Source organism: Enterococcus sp. DIV1758, assembly GCF_051711985.1.
Lineage (GTDB): Bacteria > Bacillota > Bacilli > Lactobacillales > Enterococcaceae > Enterococcus > Enterococcus faecalis.
The window spans coordinates 1,523,298-1,537,571 of the sequence record NZ_JBIOOA010000001.1 but is presented as its reverse complement, the minus strand read 5'-3'; the positions used below and the strand labels follow the sequence as shown (position 1 = coordinate 1,537,571).

General features: G+C 37.1%; 16 protein-coding genes. 14 read left to right on the top strand and 2 right to left on the bottom strand.

Annotated features, from left to right (window positions below):
* The first annotated feature begins 80 nt into the window (after positions 1-80).
* The 8 genes from pstC to IGJ52_RS07545 all read left to right on the top strand — a co-directional run bounded on the left by pstC (position 81) and on the right by IGJ52_RS07545 (position 6,737).
* Positions 81-1,001, top strand: coding sequence for a phosphate ABC transporter permease subunit PstC (gene pstC, locus IGJ52_RS07580; protein ID WP_002357299.1), 921 nt, complete (start codon positions 81-83; stop codon positions 999-1,001).
* Complete coding sequence (pstA, locus tag IGJ52_RS07575; RefSeq protein WP_002357300.1) at positions 1,001-1,885, top strand: phosphate ABC transporter permease PstA; 885 nt, start codon at positions 1,001-1,003, stop codon at positions 1,883-1,885. The genes pstC and pstA overlap by 1 nt, the downstream gene beginning before the upstream one ends.
* Positions 1,886-1,901: 16 nt before the next feature.
* Positions 1,902-2,711: a phosphate ABC transporter ATP-binding protein PstB gene (gene pstB, locus IGJ52_RS07570; protein WP_002420128.1), complete on the top strand. Its 810-nt coding sequence runs from the start codon at positions 1,902-1,904 to the stop codon at positions 2,709-2,711.
* Positions 2,712-2,721: 10 nt separating this feature from the next.
* Positions 2,722-3,480 carry a phosphate ABC transporter ATP-binding protein PstB gene (gene pstB / locus IGJ52_RS07565; protein ID WP_002357303.1) on the top strand — a complete coding sequence of 253 codons (759 nt, stop codon included), beginning with the start codon at positions 2,722-2,724 and terminating at the stop codon, positions 3,478-3,480.
* Positions 3,481-3,494: 14 nt separating this feature from the next.
* Entirely contained in the window at positions 3,495-4,172 is a 678-nt protein-coding gene (gene phoU, locus IGJ52_RS07560; protein ID WP_002357304.1) for a phosphate signaling complex protein PhoU, read from the top strand.
* 209 nt (positions 4,173-4,381) lie between these two features.
* Complete coding sequence (gene liaX / locus IGJ52_RS07555) at positions 4,382-5,983, top strand: daptomycin-sensing surface protein LiaX (RefSeq protein WP_002360155.1); 1,602 nt, start codon at positions 4,382-4,384, stop codon at positions 5,981-5,983.
* 74 nt (positions 5,984-6,057) lie between these two features.
* Positions 6,058-6,381: a PspC domain-containing protein gene (locus IGJ52_RS07550; protein ID WP_002357306.1), complete on the top strand. Its 324-nt coding sequence runs from the start codon at positions 6,058-6,060 to the stop codon at positions 6,379-6,381.
* The gene (locus tag IGJ52_RS07545) at positions 6,381-6,737 is read left to right on the top strand and encodes a phage holin family protein (RefSeq protein ID WP_002357307.1); all 357 of its coding nucleotides are present in this window, start codon (positions 6,381-6,383) and stop codon (positions 6,735-6,737) included. Before IGJ52_RS07550 ends, IGJ52_RS07545 begins: the two co-directional genes overlap by 1 nt.
* Positions 6,738-6,771: 34 nt before the next feature.
* Here IGJ52_RS07545 and IGJ52_RS07540 read toward each other — a convergent pair whose 3' ends face one another.
* Positions 6,772-7,734, bottom strand: coding sequence for a GIY-YIG nuclease family protein (locus tag IGJ52_RS07540; RefSeq protein ID WP_113792550.1), 963 nt, complete (start codon positions 7,732-7,734; stop codon positions 6,772-6,774).
* Positions 7,735-7,943: 209 nt separating this feature from the next.
* Between IGJ52_RS07540 and hprK the strand changes: the two genes are divergently transcribed.
* The 6 genes from hprK to IGJ52_RS07510 all read left to right on the top strand — a co-directional run bounded on the left by hprK (position 7,944) and on the right by IGJ52_RS07510 (position 12,941).
* A complete protein-coding gene (hprK, locus tag IGJ52_RS07535) occupies positions 7,944-8,879 on the top strand; it encodes an HPr(Ser) kinase/phosphatase (RefSeq protein ID WP_002357309.1) in 936 nt (311 codons plus the stop codon).
* A 17-nt stretch (positions 8,880-8,896) separates the two neighbouring features.
* A complete protein-coding gene (gene lgt, locus IGJ52_RS07530) occupies positions 8,897-9,730 on the top strand; it encodes a prolipoprotein diacylglyceryl transferase (RefSeq protein ID WP_002408908.1) in 834 nt (277 codons plus the stop codon).
* 68 nt (positions 9,731-9,798) lie between these two features.
* Positions 9,799-10,821 carry an NAD(P)H-dependent glycerol-3-phosphate dehydrogenase gene (locus IGJ52_RS07525; RefSeq protein ID WP_002357312.1) on the top strand — a complete coding sequence of 341 codons (1,023 nt, stop codon included), beginning with the start codon at positions 9,799-9,801 and terminating at the stop codon, positions 10,819-10,821.
* An 11-nt stretch (positions 10,822-10,832) separates the two neighbouring features.
* Positions 10,833-11,729 carry a UTP--glucose-1-phosphate uridylyltransferase GalU gene (galU, locus tag IGJ52_RS07520; RefSeq protein ID WP_002357314.1) on the top strand — a complete coding sequence of 299 codons (897 nt, stop codon included), beginning with the start codon at positions 10,833-10,835 and terminating at the stop codon, positions 11,727-11,729.
* Positions 11,730-11,906: 177 nt separating this feature from the next.
* The gene (locus IGJ52_RS07515; RefSeq protein WP_002357316.1) at positions 11,907-12,338 is read left to right on the top strand and encodes a DUF948 domain-containing protein; all 432 of its coding nucleotides are present in this window, start codon (positions 11,907-11,909) and stop codon (positions 12,336-12,338) included.
* Between the two features lie 15 nt (positions 12,339-12,353).
* Complete coding sequence (locus IGJ52_RS07510; RefSeq protein ID WP_010715256.1) at positions 12,354-12,941, top strand: YtxH domain-containing protein; 588 nt, start codon at positions 12,354-12,356, stop codon at positions 12,939-12,941.
* Positions 12,942-13,061: 120 nt separating this feature from the next.
* Here the strand turns inward: IGJ52_RS07510 and IGJ52_RS07505 are convergent, their stop codons facing one another.
* Positions 13,062-14,165 carry an aminopeptidase P family protein gene (locus IGJ52_RS07505; RefSeq protein ID WP_173975051.1) on the bottom strand — a complete coding sequence of 368 codons (1,104 nt, stop codon included), beginning with the start codon at positions 14,163-14,165 and terminating at the stop codon, positions 13,062-13,064.
* Positions 14,166-14,274: the final 109 nt, after the last annotated feature.

The following is a 14,274-nucleotide window of genomic DNA, read 5'->3' as shown; positions in this document are numbered from 1 at the left end:
TGTTATTAAAAACAAATTGATGTAAAAAAGGTACACTATTTTTATCTGTAAAAGTTGGATTGTTTGAGGAGGAAATATTCTTGGAAGATGTACAGAAAAAATTATTAACAAAATCGAAAAGAGCCAAGATGGAGCAACGAGGGAAATTTATTAGTTTCCTATGTATTGCCTTAATTGTAGCAGTGGTTGTTTCAATTTTCTATTTTGTTGCAAGTAAAGGACTTGCTACATTCTTTAAAGATAAGATTAACGTGTTTGATTTCTTATTTGGAACAAACTGGAACCCAAGTGATATCGGCGCAGACGGTAAACCCATGGTTGGGGCTTTACCAATGATTGCGGGTTCCTTTATTGTAACGTTTTTGTCAGCGATTGTTGCGACGCCATTTGCGATTGGAGCGGCTGTTTTTATGACAGAAATTTCACCTAAAAAAGGAGCGAAATTTTTACAACCAGTTATTGAATTACTTGTAGGGATTCCCTCTGTTGTTTATGGATTTATTGGTTTATCTGTCATTGTTCCTTTTGTCCGTTCAATCTTTGGCGGAACTGGCTTCGGTATTTTAGCTGGTACATTTGTACTATTTGTTATGATTTTACCAACGGTCACTACAATGACCGTGGATGCGCTAAAAGCTGTGCCTAGACATTATCGTGAAGCGTCGTTGGCGCTTGGTGCTACGCGTTGGCAAACGATTTATAAAGTTGTCTTGCGGGCAGCTGTGCCTGGTATTTTAACTGCGGTTGTCTTTGGTATGGCTCGTGCGTTTGGTGAAGCCTTAGCAATCCAAATGGTAATCGGAAATGCAGCTGTGATGCCAACTAGTTTGACAACACCAGCTTCGACACTAACAAGTATTTTGACAATGGGGATTGGGAATACAATTATGGGAACAGTTGAAAACAACGTTCTTTGGTCTTTAGCCTTGATTCTATTGTTGATGTCTTTACTATTCAACATTGTTATCCGAATTATCGGTAAGAGAGGAGCCTTAAAATAATGAATGCAAAAAAAGCAGATAAAATCGCAACAGGTATCTTATATGCCGTATCTGGCGTCATTGTTTTAATTTTGGCGGCCTTACTGATTTACATTTTAGCTAGAGGAATTCCACATATTTCGTGGGAATTTTTAACACAACCATCCAGAGCCTATCAAGTTGGTGGTGGGATTGGTATTCAGCTTTTCAATTCACTATATTTACTATTGATTACAATGATTATTAGTATTCCAATTTCATTAGGTGCTGGAATTTACTTATCGGAATATGCGAAAAAGAATTGGTTAACTGATTTAATTCGTACCTCGATTGAAATTTTAAGTTCATTGCCTTCCGTTGTTGTGGGGCTGTTCGGCTTCTTGATTTTCGTTGTACAAATCGGATATGGCTTTTCAATCTTATCAGGTGCGTTAGCATTAACATTTTTTAACTTACCATTATTGACTAGAAATGTTGAGGAATCTTTGAAAGCCATTCATTATACACAGCGTGAAGCGGGGTTAGCCTTAGGTCTTTCACGTTGGGAAACAGTTAAAAAAGTTATTTTGCCAGAAGCGTTACCAGGAATTTTGACAGGGGTTATTTTGAGTTCTGGTCGGATTTTCGGTGAAGCCGCTGCGCTAATTTATACAGCAGGACAAAGCGCACCTGCCTTAGATTTCAGTAATTGGAATCCGTTGAGCGTTTCAAGTCCAATTAGTATTTTCCGTCAAGCGGAAACGTTGGCTGTGCATATTTGGAAAATTAATACTGAAGGTACGATGCCAGATGGCGCTGCGGTCTCAGCAGGTGCCTCCGCTGTGTTAATTTTAGTAGTTTTACTTTTCAATTTCGGCGCTCGTTTTATCGGCAACCGTCTTTATAAGAGAATGACATCAGCTTAATGTTAGGGGAATTAGCATGAAAGAATACAATTTAAATGATACCCATTTACTTCAACTAGATAGCCAAAAAGACCCAATTGCGTTACACACGGAAGACTTACATGTCTTTTACGGGGACAATGAGGCTATCAAAGGTGTTGATTTACAATTTGAAAAGAACAAAATAACCGCCTTAATTGGACCTTCTGGTTGCGGTAAATCCACGTATTTACGTTCGCTAAATCGTATGAACGATGGCATTGCCAATACACGTGTTACTGGAAAAATCATGTATAAAGATGTCGATGTCAATACGAAAGAAGTGGACGTCTACGAAATGAGAAAACGCATTGGCATGGTTTTTCAGCGGCCCAATCCATTTAGTAAATCTATCTATGAAAATATCACATTCGCATTGAAACAGCATGGTGAAAAGGATAAGAAAAAATTAGATGAAATCGTTGAAACAAGTTTGAAGCAAGCCGCACTTTGGGATCAAGTGAAAGATAACTTAAACAAAAGCGCCTTAGCTCTGTCTGGTGGGCAACAACAACGTTTGTGTATCGCTCGGGCAATTGCGATGAAACCAGATATTCTATTGTTAGATGAACCGGCAAGCGCGTTAGATCCGATTTCAACAGGAACGGTTGAAGAAACGTTAGTGAATTTAAAAGATGATTACACGATCATCATTGTGACACATAACATGCAACAAGCGGCGCGGATTAGTGACTATACAGCTTTCTTCTATATGGGCAAAGTCATTGAATACGACCATACAAGAAAAATCTTTACACGACCAAAAATTCAAGCAACGGAAGACTACGTTTCAGGACATTTTGGTTAGGAGGAGCAAGATGGGCAAAGAAATTATTTCATCAAAAGATTTACATTTATATTACGGGAAAAAAGAAGCATTGAAAGGCATTGATTTAACTTTTAATCAAGGAGAATTAACTGCCATGATTGGTCCTTCTGGTTGCGGGAAGTCAACGTATTTACGTTGCTTGAATCGTATGAATGATTTAATCCCAGACGTAACTATTACTGGAAGTGTCGTCTATAAAGGAAAAGATATTTATGGACCGAAAACAGATAACGTTGAATTGCGTAAAGAAATTGGGATGGTTTTCCAACAGCCTAATCCATTTCCATTTTCAGTTTATGAAAATGTGATTTATGGCTTGCGCCTAAAAGGAGTCAAAGACAAGCAAGTCTTAGATGAAGCAGTTGAAACCAGTTTGAAAGCTGCTGCCGTTTGGGAGGATGTCAAAGATAAACTTCACAAAAGTGCACTTTCACTTTCTGGCGGACAACAACAGCGGGTTTGTATCGCTCGTGTGTTAGCTGTGGAACCAGATATTATTTTATTAGATGAACCAACTAGCGCCTTGGACCCAGTTTCTAGTGGTAAAATTGAAAACATGCTGTTAACATTAAAAGAGAAATATACCATGATTATGGTGACACATAATATGTCACAAGCATCACGGATTTCTGATAAAACGGCCTTCTTTTTACAAGGTGATTTAATTGAATTTAATGACACGAAAAAAGTATTTTTAAATCCAAAAGAAAAACAAACAGAAGATTACATTTCTGGTAAATTTGGTTAAAAGGGGGAAAAAGAATGTTACGGACACAATTTGAAGAAGAACTATTGAATCTGCACAATCAATTTTATGAAATGGGTATGATGGTTAGTAGTGCCGTCCATAAATCCGTGAAGGCATATATTAATCATGATAAAAAATTAGCTCAAGAAGTGATTGATCGCGATATTGAAATCAATGATATGGAAGTCAAACTTGAGAAAAAGAGTTTTGAAATGATTGCGTTACAACAACCAGTGACAACAGACTTACGTATGATTATCACTGTTATGAAAGCTAGTTCGGATTTAGAAAGAATGGCGGACCATGCCGTTTCAATTGCTAAATCAACGATTCGCTTAAAAGGAGAAACACGTATTCCTGAAATTGAAAAAGAAATTTCAGATATGTCTGATTATGTGAAAAAAATGGTGGATAATGTTTTAATCGCCTATGTTAAAACGGATCAAAAAGATGCACGAATGATTGCACAAATGGATGATCGTACTAATGAATATTTCGATAGTATTTACAAACATGCCGTAGAAGCAATGAAAGCTAATCCAGAAACGGTCATTAGCGGAACTGATTATCTACATGTGGCACAATACTTGGAAAGAATTGGCGACTATGTCACAAATATTTGTGAGTGGATTGTTTACTTGGCAACTGGTAAAATTACCGAATTGAATAGTAATCGTGACGAACAATTTTAAGAAAAACAAATAAAAAAAACTAGGAGACGGCCTTTTTTAGACCAATTCCTAGTTTTTTTAACGTAAAATGAACTGATTTTATAAAACTAGTCCTTACTAATGAGAAGAAATCGTTCTTAAGTCCTATGACAAATGATCAAAAACAAGGCATAATAATGCATGTAAGGAAAACACTATTGAGTGAAAAATTTGCTAAGGAGGCAATATCCATGAAAGAAAGAGAACGCGTATTAGAATTAGTGAAAAAAGGTATTCTAACGTCAGAAGAAGCGTTAATTTTATTAGAAAATATGGCAACTGAAAAAGATGAAAAACAAATCGAAAAAGCTGCTGAAAAAGTCGATACACAAAATATTGGAACAACAAATAAAGAAGATCAAGTCGCAGATTTAATGGATGCATTAGAAAAAGGCGAATCAGAAGGACCTACTGTTGATTCGTTTGAAGAAAATACACAGGACAGTGCAGAAAAAGATCGTGAAAACTTAGAAAGAATTCTTGATGAGTTAGCGACAAAAGCCAATCGTGCTTCGGCTGAATTGGACGAAGTCAACGCAGAAATTGCCGGCATCAAAGAAGAAATTAAAGAAGTCGCAGAAGAAATTGGAACATTAGATACAAAAGAAGAATTAGATGCATTAACAGAAGATGAACAAGTCCAACGAAAAGACTTGCATGTTTTACTTGCACAATTAGAAGAAAAATTAGCGACTCAAAGTACTGAAAAAACAGCACTGGAAGAAGAACTAAAAAACATTCGCAAAGAACAATGGAAGGGTCAATGGAATGATACAAAAGAAAAAGTTTCTTCTCAATTCTCTGAAGAGTGGAAAGATCAAGCCACAGACACCTTTAACCAAGTCGGCGGCAAAGTTGCCGAAGTTGGCGGCCAAGTGGGAGAATTCTTGAAAAAAACATTTAATTCTTTCAGTGATACCATGAATGATAATGTGGAATGGAAAGACATTAAAATGAAAGTTCCTGGTGTGGCAACAACTAAGTTTGAACATGAGTTTAACTATCCAAATCCACAAGCAAGTTTAATTGATGTCAAGGTAGCAAATGGTACCGTGGTTTTCAAAACTTGGGATCAAGAAGATGTGAAAGTCGAAGCAAAAATCAAATTATATGGTAAAATGGCAGGAGATTCACCAATGGAAGCTTTCTTAGAACGAAGTGACATTGATGTGGATGACGAAACAATTTCTTTCCAAGTGCCAAACAAACGGGTGAAAGCAGATTTAACGTTCTATTTACCAAAACGCACTTACGATCATGTATCTGTTAAATTATTAAACGGAAATGTCTTAGTAGAAGAGTTAACAGCGAAAGATGTTTACACAAAATCAACGAATGGGACGATTACGTTTAAAAAAATTGATGCAACTATGTTAGAAATTGAAGGCGTGAATGGTGAAATTAAAGTCCTAGAAGGAACAATTTTAGATAACATTATTGAAACAGTCAATGGTGATGTGTCTATTTCCGCGGCACCAGAAAGTCTAAGTGTCTCTCTGATTAATGGAGATATCCGCATTACAGCTAAAGAAAAAACGCTTCGCCGTGTTGAAGCAAGCTCTGCAAATGGGAATATCAAGTTGGCCTTGCCAAATGACTTAGGCGTTGAAGGGCAAGTGAAAACTAATTTAGGTAGTATTAACAGCCGTTTAACAGATATTGAAGTTGTTCGTGAAAAGAAAGATCGCGGCAATCAACAATTACATTTTAGACGTGTACTGGAAGAATCAATGGCTCAAATTAATGCTTCTACAACAACGGGAAGTATTTTCCTAAAAGATACGGATAAATAATTAATAATTTTAAGCTAGATGGGCTGACGAATCAGCCTTTCTAGTGTAAAATTTAGTAGACGAGGTGAAAACATATGAAAAGAAAACTAACAAAATCTCCGAATAACGTGGTTTTAACAGGAAGCTTAGCTGGGATTGCTGATTGGCTAGGAATTGACCCAACAATTATTCGTGTCGTTTATGTCTTGCTCAGCTTTTTCTCAGCAGGATTTCCAGGCATTCTCTTATACATTGCCTTAGCAGTCTTGATCCCTTCTGGAAGAACAGGAAGCGATCGCGGCTACGGCCATCAAAATCCTTATAATAGAAATGTTCGCAATGAAAATCCTTATGCTGCCAATAAAAAGCAACGTAAAGAAGCGGAAAAAATTGATGATGACGAATGGAGTGACTTTTAATGACATATTTTCAGCGATTGGTTGTTAATACACTGACATTCATTTCTTTATCAGTTGTTTTTCCTGGCATGATTCATGTGAGAGGCATAATGCCTGCAATTATTGCCGCCTTTGTTCTCTCAATCCTAAATATGTTGGTGAAACCAGTCTTAACAATCTTGTCGCTCCCATTTACTTTATTAACGTTTGGTCTATTTAGCTTTGTTGTCAATGCAGCGATTTTACAAATGACCTCGTTTTTTGTGGGGGAAATGAACTTTGGCTTCTCAAGTTTTTGGGCAGCGGTGCTAATGGCTGTAATTATGTCAATTGTCAATACGATCGTTACGGATCACAATTTATCTAAATATGAATAAAAAAGCCTGAAGAACGTAGCATAAAATGCGTTCTTCAGGCTTTTTCGCTGGTTAAATTTTCTAGGTGACATTCTGGATGGCGGCTGATATAGCCATATAAAATGTTTAAAAAATCAACTTGTTGCTTCGAGTAATGCTCAATTGTTTTCGGTGGTTTTTTGGGCATGATTTTTTTTGCTAGTTCAAGCGGTGAATATTTTTGAAACGTTTGTTTAGTTACAACACGTGTTGCTACCACCAAGCCTTGGTAAATTAAATAGTATTTGATTTTTTTCTGACAAGGTAACCACATCAGTTGACAATCTCGTTGGTTAGCTTGACTAATTCGTTGATTTTGGTTTGCAAAGCGCGTCAAAAAGAGCCAATCTTCTTTGAGTTTTGCTGCTTTTTCGAAGGCTTGTTTTTCAGCAGCTTCTTGCATTTGTTGAGCAATTCGTTTGATTGGTTCTCGTCCTTGATTATGGAAAAAGTCGAACAATTCTTGTTGAAATAGTTCGGTCGGAATGGCACTCTCTTTTTGAAAGGTTTGATGCCAATAGTTGGTTGGGACGAGATCGTAGATACTATCCAAAATTATTTTTAAACGGTTTAATTTTCGACGAATCGAATAAGGACCAAAACAGTTCTCTTTAGTGGGCATATTTAAGAGTTTAATCTCTAATTGCCGCTCATTAACGGCTACTGATACATAAGAATATTGTTCATAAGCATTCATTTGGCGATTATAGCGCGGCCGGTACTGTTGAATCAGTTGACATTCTAGGAGGAGCGCATCCAATTCTGTGTCAGTATGGAGAACATCGAAGTCTATAATTTGTTTGACTAAGCGCATCGTCTTTCGAGAATGTTGATGACTATTAATAAAATAGCTTGACACGCGATTTTTCAATTTTTTGGCTTTGCCCACATAAATAATTGTGTCGGTTGCGTCTTTCATTAAATAAACACCAGGCGTTAACGGTAATTGATGGGCTTTTTCCTTTAAATATTCTTTCATAAGTTTCCTCTTTTCTTAAAAGGATCGGCTTCAAGTATACAAAGTTTTCTGAAATAGTCAAGTAACAGAAATAGCATAGATAATTTCACTGAAAAATAGTTTCATTTTTTTGAAATATGATAATTCTAGGAATTATCTAGTGAATAGCTAGAAACTTGTATTTTTAAATGATAAAATATAACAAGTAGCAGAAAGGACTGACATTCGATATGACAGAAGTGGTAAAGATTTATCAACTGGTAGAAAATCTTTCTTTAGAAGTAGTCTACGGAGATGAAGAAAGCTTAAATAGAACAATTAAAACTGGTGAAATTTCCCGGCCAGGCTTAGAATTAACTGGGTATTTTAATTATTATTCCCATGATCGTTTACAATTATTTGGGAGCAAAGAAATTACCTTTGCGGAACGAATGATGCCTGAAGAGCGTTTATTAGTGATGCGCCGTTTATGTGCGAAAGATACTCCAGCCTTTATAGTATCCAGAGGACTAGAAATCCCCGAAGAATTGATTACAGCAGCAAAAGAAAATGGGGTTTCTGTGTTACGTTCACCGATTTCAACTTCCCGTTTATTAGGGGAACTATCCAGTTATTTAGATGGTCGCTTAGCTGTTCGGACAAGTGTCCATGGGGTTTTAGTTGATGTTTATGGACTTGGTGTTTTGATTCAAGGAGATAGCGGTATTGGTAAAAGTGAAACAGCTTTAGAGCTTATTAAACGTGGCCATCGGCTAATCGCAGACGATCGTGTCGATGTTTATCAGCAAGATGAATTAACCGTGGTGGGAGAGCCACCAAAAATTTTGCAGCATTTAATTGAAATTCGTGGTATCGGGATTATTGACGTCATGAACCTGTTTGGAGCTAGTGCGGTCCGCGGCTTTATGCAAGTTCAATTGGTCGTTTATTTAGAGGCATGGGAAAAAGACAAGAAATATGATCGCCTCGGTAGTGATGATGCAATGGTTGAAATAGCTAACGTTGATGTCCCTCAGATTCGCATTCCTGTTAAGACTGGCCGAAATGTGGCCATTATCATTGAAGTAGCAGCAATGAACTTCCGCGCGAAAACAATGGGCTATGATGCAACAAAAACGTTTGAAGAGCGCTTAACCCGTTTAATTGAAGAAAATTCAGGAGAATAGAAGGAGAAGATGTGATGATGTTAGCTCAAGTGAATTCAATTGCATTTCGCCTTTTCGGTATTCCCGTCTATTGGTATGCAATTATTATTGTTTCAGGGATTGCTTTAGCTGTTTGGCTAAGTAGTCGTGAAGCCGTTCGTGTTGGTTTAAAAGAAGATGATGTCTTTGACTTTATGCTCTGGGGATTACCAGCAGCAATTGTTGGCGCGCGCTTGTATTACGTCGCTTTTCAATGGCAGGATTACGTAGACAATCCGATTGAAATTTTCTTTACTCGAAATGGTGGCTTAGCGATTTATGGTGGTCTTATTGGTGGGGGACTGGCGCTGTTTTTCTTTACGCGTCATCGTTTCATTTCTACATGGACTTTTTTAGATATTGCCGCACCAAGTGTGATTTTAGCGCAAGCAATTGGTCGCTGGGGCAACTTTATGAATCATGAAGCCTATGGGCCAGCGACCACCAGACAATTTTTAGAAAATCTCCATTTACCAACGTTTATCATTGATAACATGAATATCAACGGAACGTATCATCAGCCAACATTTTTATATGAATCTGTCTGGAATGTTTTAGGCTTTATCGTTTTATTGTTATTACGCAAAAAGCCACACTTTTTAAAAGAAGGCGAAGTCTTTTTAGGTTATATAATATGGTATTCTTTCGGCCGTTTCTTCATCGAAGGCTTACGGATGGACAGTTTGTATGCGTTTAGTAACATTCGTGTCTCACAATTGTTGTCTTTAGTGATGTTCGTGGCAGCAATTGTTATTGTGATTGTTCGTAGAAGGAATCCCAATTTGAAATTTTACAATCGGGAGAAACAAAAGAAAAAAATAACAACTTCTTAATCCAACTTGATCGAAGAATATGGTAAACTAGAGAAGCAACGTTGTTTAGCGAAAGGAGAGTTTCACCGATGAAACAAAAAGTCGCTGTTTTAGGACCAGGTTCCTGGGGGACAGCTTTAGCTCAAGTATTAGCCGAAAATGGACACGAGGTCTGTATTTGGGGAAATAAACCAGAGCAAATTGATGAAATAAATACAAAACATACCAACAAACATTATTTACCAGAATTAATCTTACCTACTTCAATTCAGGCAACCACTGATTTAGCCACTGCTTTAGTAGATGTTGATGCGGTACTGTTTGTGGTACCAACTAAAGCCATTCGTTCAGTAGCACAAGAAGTGGCCCAACATTTAAAAACAAAACCAATTATTATTCATGCAAGTAAAGGGCTCGAGCAAGGTACACATAAGCGGATTTCAGAAGTGATAGCGGAAGAGATTCCAGCAGAAAAACGGCAGGGGATTGTGGTTTTATCTGGTCCAAGCCATGCAGAAGAAGTCGCTGTTCATGACATCACAACCATTACAGCAGCAAGCGAAAATTTAGCAGACGCTGTGTATGTGCAAGAGTTATTTATGAATGATTACTTTAGAATTTATACGAATGATGATGTGATTGGTGTAGAAACAGGGGCGGCCTTAAAAAATATTATTGCTTTGGGCGCCGGAGCGATTCATGGCTTAGGCTTTGGTGATAATGCCAAAGCGGCAATTATGACTCGTGGTTTAGCAGAAATTAGTCGTTTAGGGGTTGCGATGGGAGCAAACCCATTAACATTTATTGGTTTAAGTGGTGTTGGGGATTTAATTGTTACTTGTACAAGTGTCCATTCTCGAAATTGGCGTGCGGGTAATTTATTAGGAAAAGGTCATAAGTTAGATGAAGTCTTAGAAAACATGGGCATGATTGTGGAAGGTGTTTCAACAACTAAAGCAGCCTATGAATTGGCACAACAACTAGAAGTCGAAATGCCAATCACAGAAACAATCTACAATGTCTTGTACAATGACGAAGATGTACAACAAGCAGCAAAAGAAATCATGTTGCGCGATGGCAAAACCGAAAACGAATTTACACTTGATTTTTAGGAGGAAAAAAGATGAAAGTTAAAAAGGCAGTTATTCCAGCAGCTGGGTTAGGAACACGTTTCTTGCCGGCTACTAAAGCGATGGCAAAAGAAATGTTACCGATTGTTGATAAACCAACGATTCAATTTATTGTAGAAGAAGCACTAGCTTCAGGAATCGAGGATATTTTAATTGTGACAGGTAAAGCCAAACGTCCGATTGAAGATCATTTCGATTCAAATGTTGAATTAGAAAATAATTTAAAAGAAAAAAATAAAACCGATTTATTGAAATTAGTCGAAGAAACAACGGATGTTAATTTACATTTTATTCGTCAATCCCATCCGAAAGGCTTAGGTCACGCTGTTTTACAAGCGAAAGCATTTGTTGGCAATGAACCTTTTGTCGTGATGTTAGGCGACGATTTAATGGAAGATAAAGTGCCATTAACGAAACAATTAATGGATGATTACGAACAAACACATGCTTCGACAATTGCGGTAATGAAAGTACCCCATGAAGATACTTCAAAATATGGTATTATCAATCCAGAAAAAGAAATCGAAAAAGGACTATACAATGTCGAGAACTTTGTTGAAAAACCAAAACCTGAGGAAGCACCAAGTGATTTAGCGATTATCGGCCGTTATTTATTAACCCCTGAAATTTTTGATGTACTTGAAAATCAAAAACCAGGCGCTGGTAACGAAATTCAGTTAACAGATGCGATTGACACTTTAAATAAAACACAACGCGTTTTTGCTCGTGAGTTTAAAGGAGAACGTTACGACGTTGGCGATAAATTTGGGTTTATGAAAACAAGCATTGAATATGGTTTGACTCATCCAGAAGTAAAAGATAATTTACGAGAATACATTATTAATTTAGGTGCTCAATTAGCGAAAAAAGAGCAACCAAAAGAAAAATAAATAAAAATAAGCGTAAAATTTCAATTCGTTAGAAGGAAATTTTACGCTTATTGTCTTAAAGAAAAGGGCATGAGAATTTTATAAAATAAATTGTCATTCTTAGCTTTATGAGTTGTGAAAAATATAAGTTGGTGTTATCCTAAGATTATAAATAAAATTTCAGAGGGGAGTAATGATATGTCAGGTGGGGAAATTGCTGCCTTAATTGCAGCGGTAGCATTTGTTGTTTTAGTCATCTTTTTAGTACTTGTGTTATATAAAGTTTCTCAAGTTGTTTCAAAAATTGAAGATACAATTGATGAAACAAATACAACAATCAAAGTCGTGACTAGCGATGTGAATGTATTGAGTCGCCAAGTGGAAGGCTTGCTTGTTAAAAGTAATGAACTATTGACAGATGTGAATCAAAAAGTGGCAACGATTGATCCGTTGTTTACGGCCGTTGCTGATTTAAGCGAAAGTGTCTCTGAATTGAACACCTCAAGTAAACATTTGATTACGAAGGTAGGAACCGTAGGGAAAGGCACAGCGAAAGCTGGTTTAGTGAGTAAAGTAGGCGGTTCTGCTTTTAGAGCAATGCGTTCAAAAAATAAAAAAACAAATAACTAATTGGAGGAGATTTTTATGGCTAAAAAAGGCGGATTTTTCTTAGGAGCAGTAATTGGTGGAACAGCAGCAGCCGTTGCCGCATTATTACTTGCACCAAAATCAGGTAAAGAATTACGTGATGATTTATCAAATCAAACAGATGATTTAAAAAACAAAGCGCAAGATTACACAGATTATGCTGTTCAAAAAGGAACAGAATTAACAGAAATCGCAAAACAAAAAGCCGGCGTTTTATCAGATCAAGCCTCTGATTTGGCAGGTTCTGTCAAAGAAAAAACAAAAGATTCATTAGATAAGGCACAAGGTGTTTCTGGCGACATGCTTGATAACTTTAAAAAACAAACAGGTGATTTATCTGATCAATTTAAAAAAGCAGCTGACGATGCTCAAGATCACGCGGAAGATTTAGGTGAAATTGCCGAAGATGCAGCAGAAGATATCTATATTGACGTTAAAGATTCTGCGGCAGCGGCCAAAGAAACTGTTTCTGCTGGTGTCGGTGAAGCAAAAGAAGCCACCAAAGATGTTCCTGAAAAAGCTGCAGAAGCAAAAGAAGATGTTAAAGATGCAGCGAAAGACGTAAAAAAAGAATTTAAAGGGTAACAAGCGTTTAGCTTATGAAAGTTAGCAACGGATCGTGTTGCTTTTGTTCAGCGGCTTGCCTTAAAATTTAGAAATGAGGCCATCAGTCCGGTTGACTGATAGCCTCATTTTATTTTTATGCTATTGAATAACTTGCAATTCTTTAGTTGTCTTAGTGAATGGTTCGGAACCTGTTTTGGTTACGTGTAAACAATCTTCAATACGAACGCCTACTTTTCCAGGAATGTAAATACCGGGCTCAATAGAGAAACACATACCTTCTTCAATGACTAAATCATTGCCATGAACCAGCGATGGGTATTCATGGACAGTGGTTCCAATGCCATGGCCTAAGCGATGGTTAAAGTATTCACCATAACCAGCTTTTGTGATTACACCTCGAGCAATATCATCTAATTCGCCTGCTGTAACACCAGGTTTCACCGCTTCAGTTGCTGCTAATTGTGCTTCTAAAACAATTCCATAAATTTCTTTTTGGAAATCAGAAGGTTCCAAGTAGCTGACTGTTCGTGTGGCATCACTACAATAGCCATTATGAACGACACCTAAATCAAATAACACTAAGTCATGGGGCTCAATTTTTGTTTCGCCAGGTACCCCGTGAGGACTAGCTCCGTTTTTTCCTGTTAAGACTAACGTATCAAAACTCATCGAGCGAATACCTTGACGTTTTAATTGATACTCGATTTCTGCAACAATTTCTTGTTCCGCAACGCCTGCTTGAATTGCTTTGAAGCCAATCTCAAAAGCGACATCCGCCCAACTACCAGCTTCTAGTAAACGTTGAATTTCAGGTTCTGTTTTAATTAATTGAAGTTTTTCAATTAAAGGCGTAACATCATGCGAAAAATCGCTAGCTGGGAAATAGGTTTTCAATTGATCGAAACGAGCTAAAGAAAGAGCTTGTTTTTCTAAAGCAAAGCGTGGCGTGCCTTGTGTTCGTTTATTTAATAATGCCGCAATTTTTTCCCAAGGATTTTCGCTATCTAAATAACCATAAACGGGATAAGTCCAACTACTATTTTCGGCATCTTCGACTTCTAATGCAGGTGTAAATAAAAATGATTGGTCGTCCGCAGCGATAAACAAAGCTAACACGCGTTCATGAGGTTCGCTTTCGTAACCGGAAAAGTAAGCGATATGACCAGGATCACTAATATAAGTGAAGTCAATCTTTTCTTGGTGCATCCAATTTTTTAAATCGGCAATTTTTTCTTGATTCATAAAACATCCTTCTTTCTTTTATTCTGAAGTGAATCACAGTACTATCATAACATGAAATGACAAAAAGTTCCTTTTGAAATGGAAAGTAAATTTTCATGAAAAAACGATA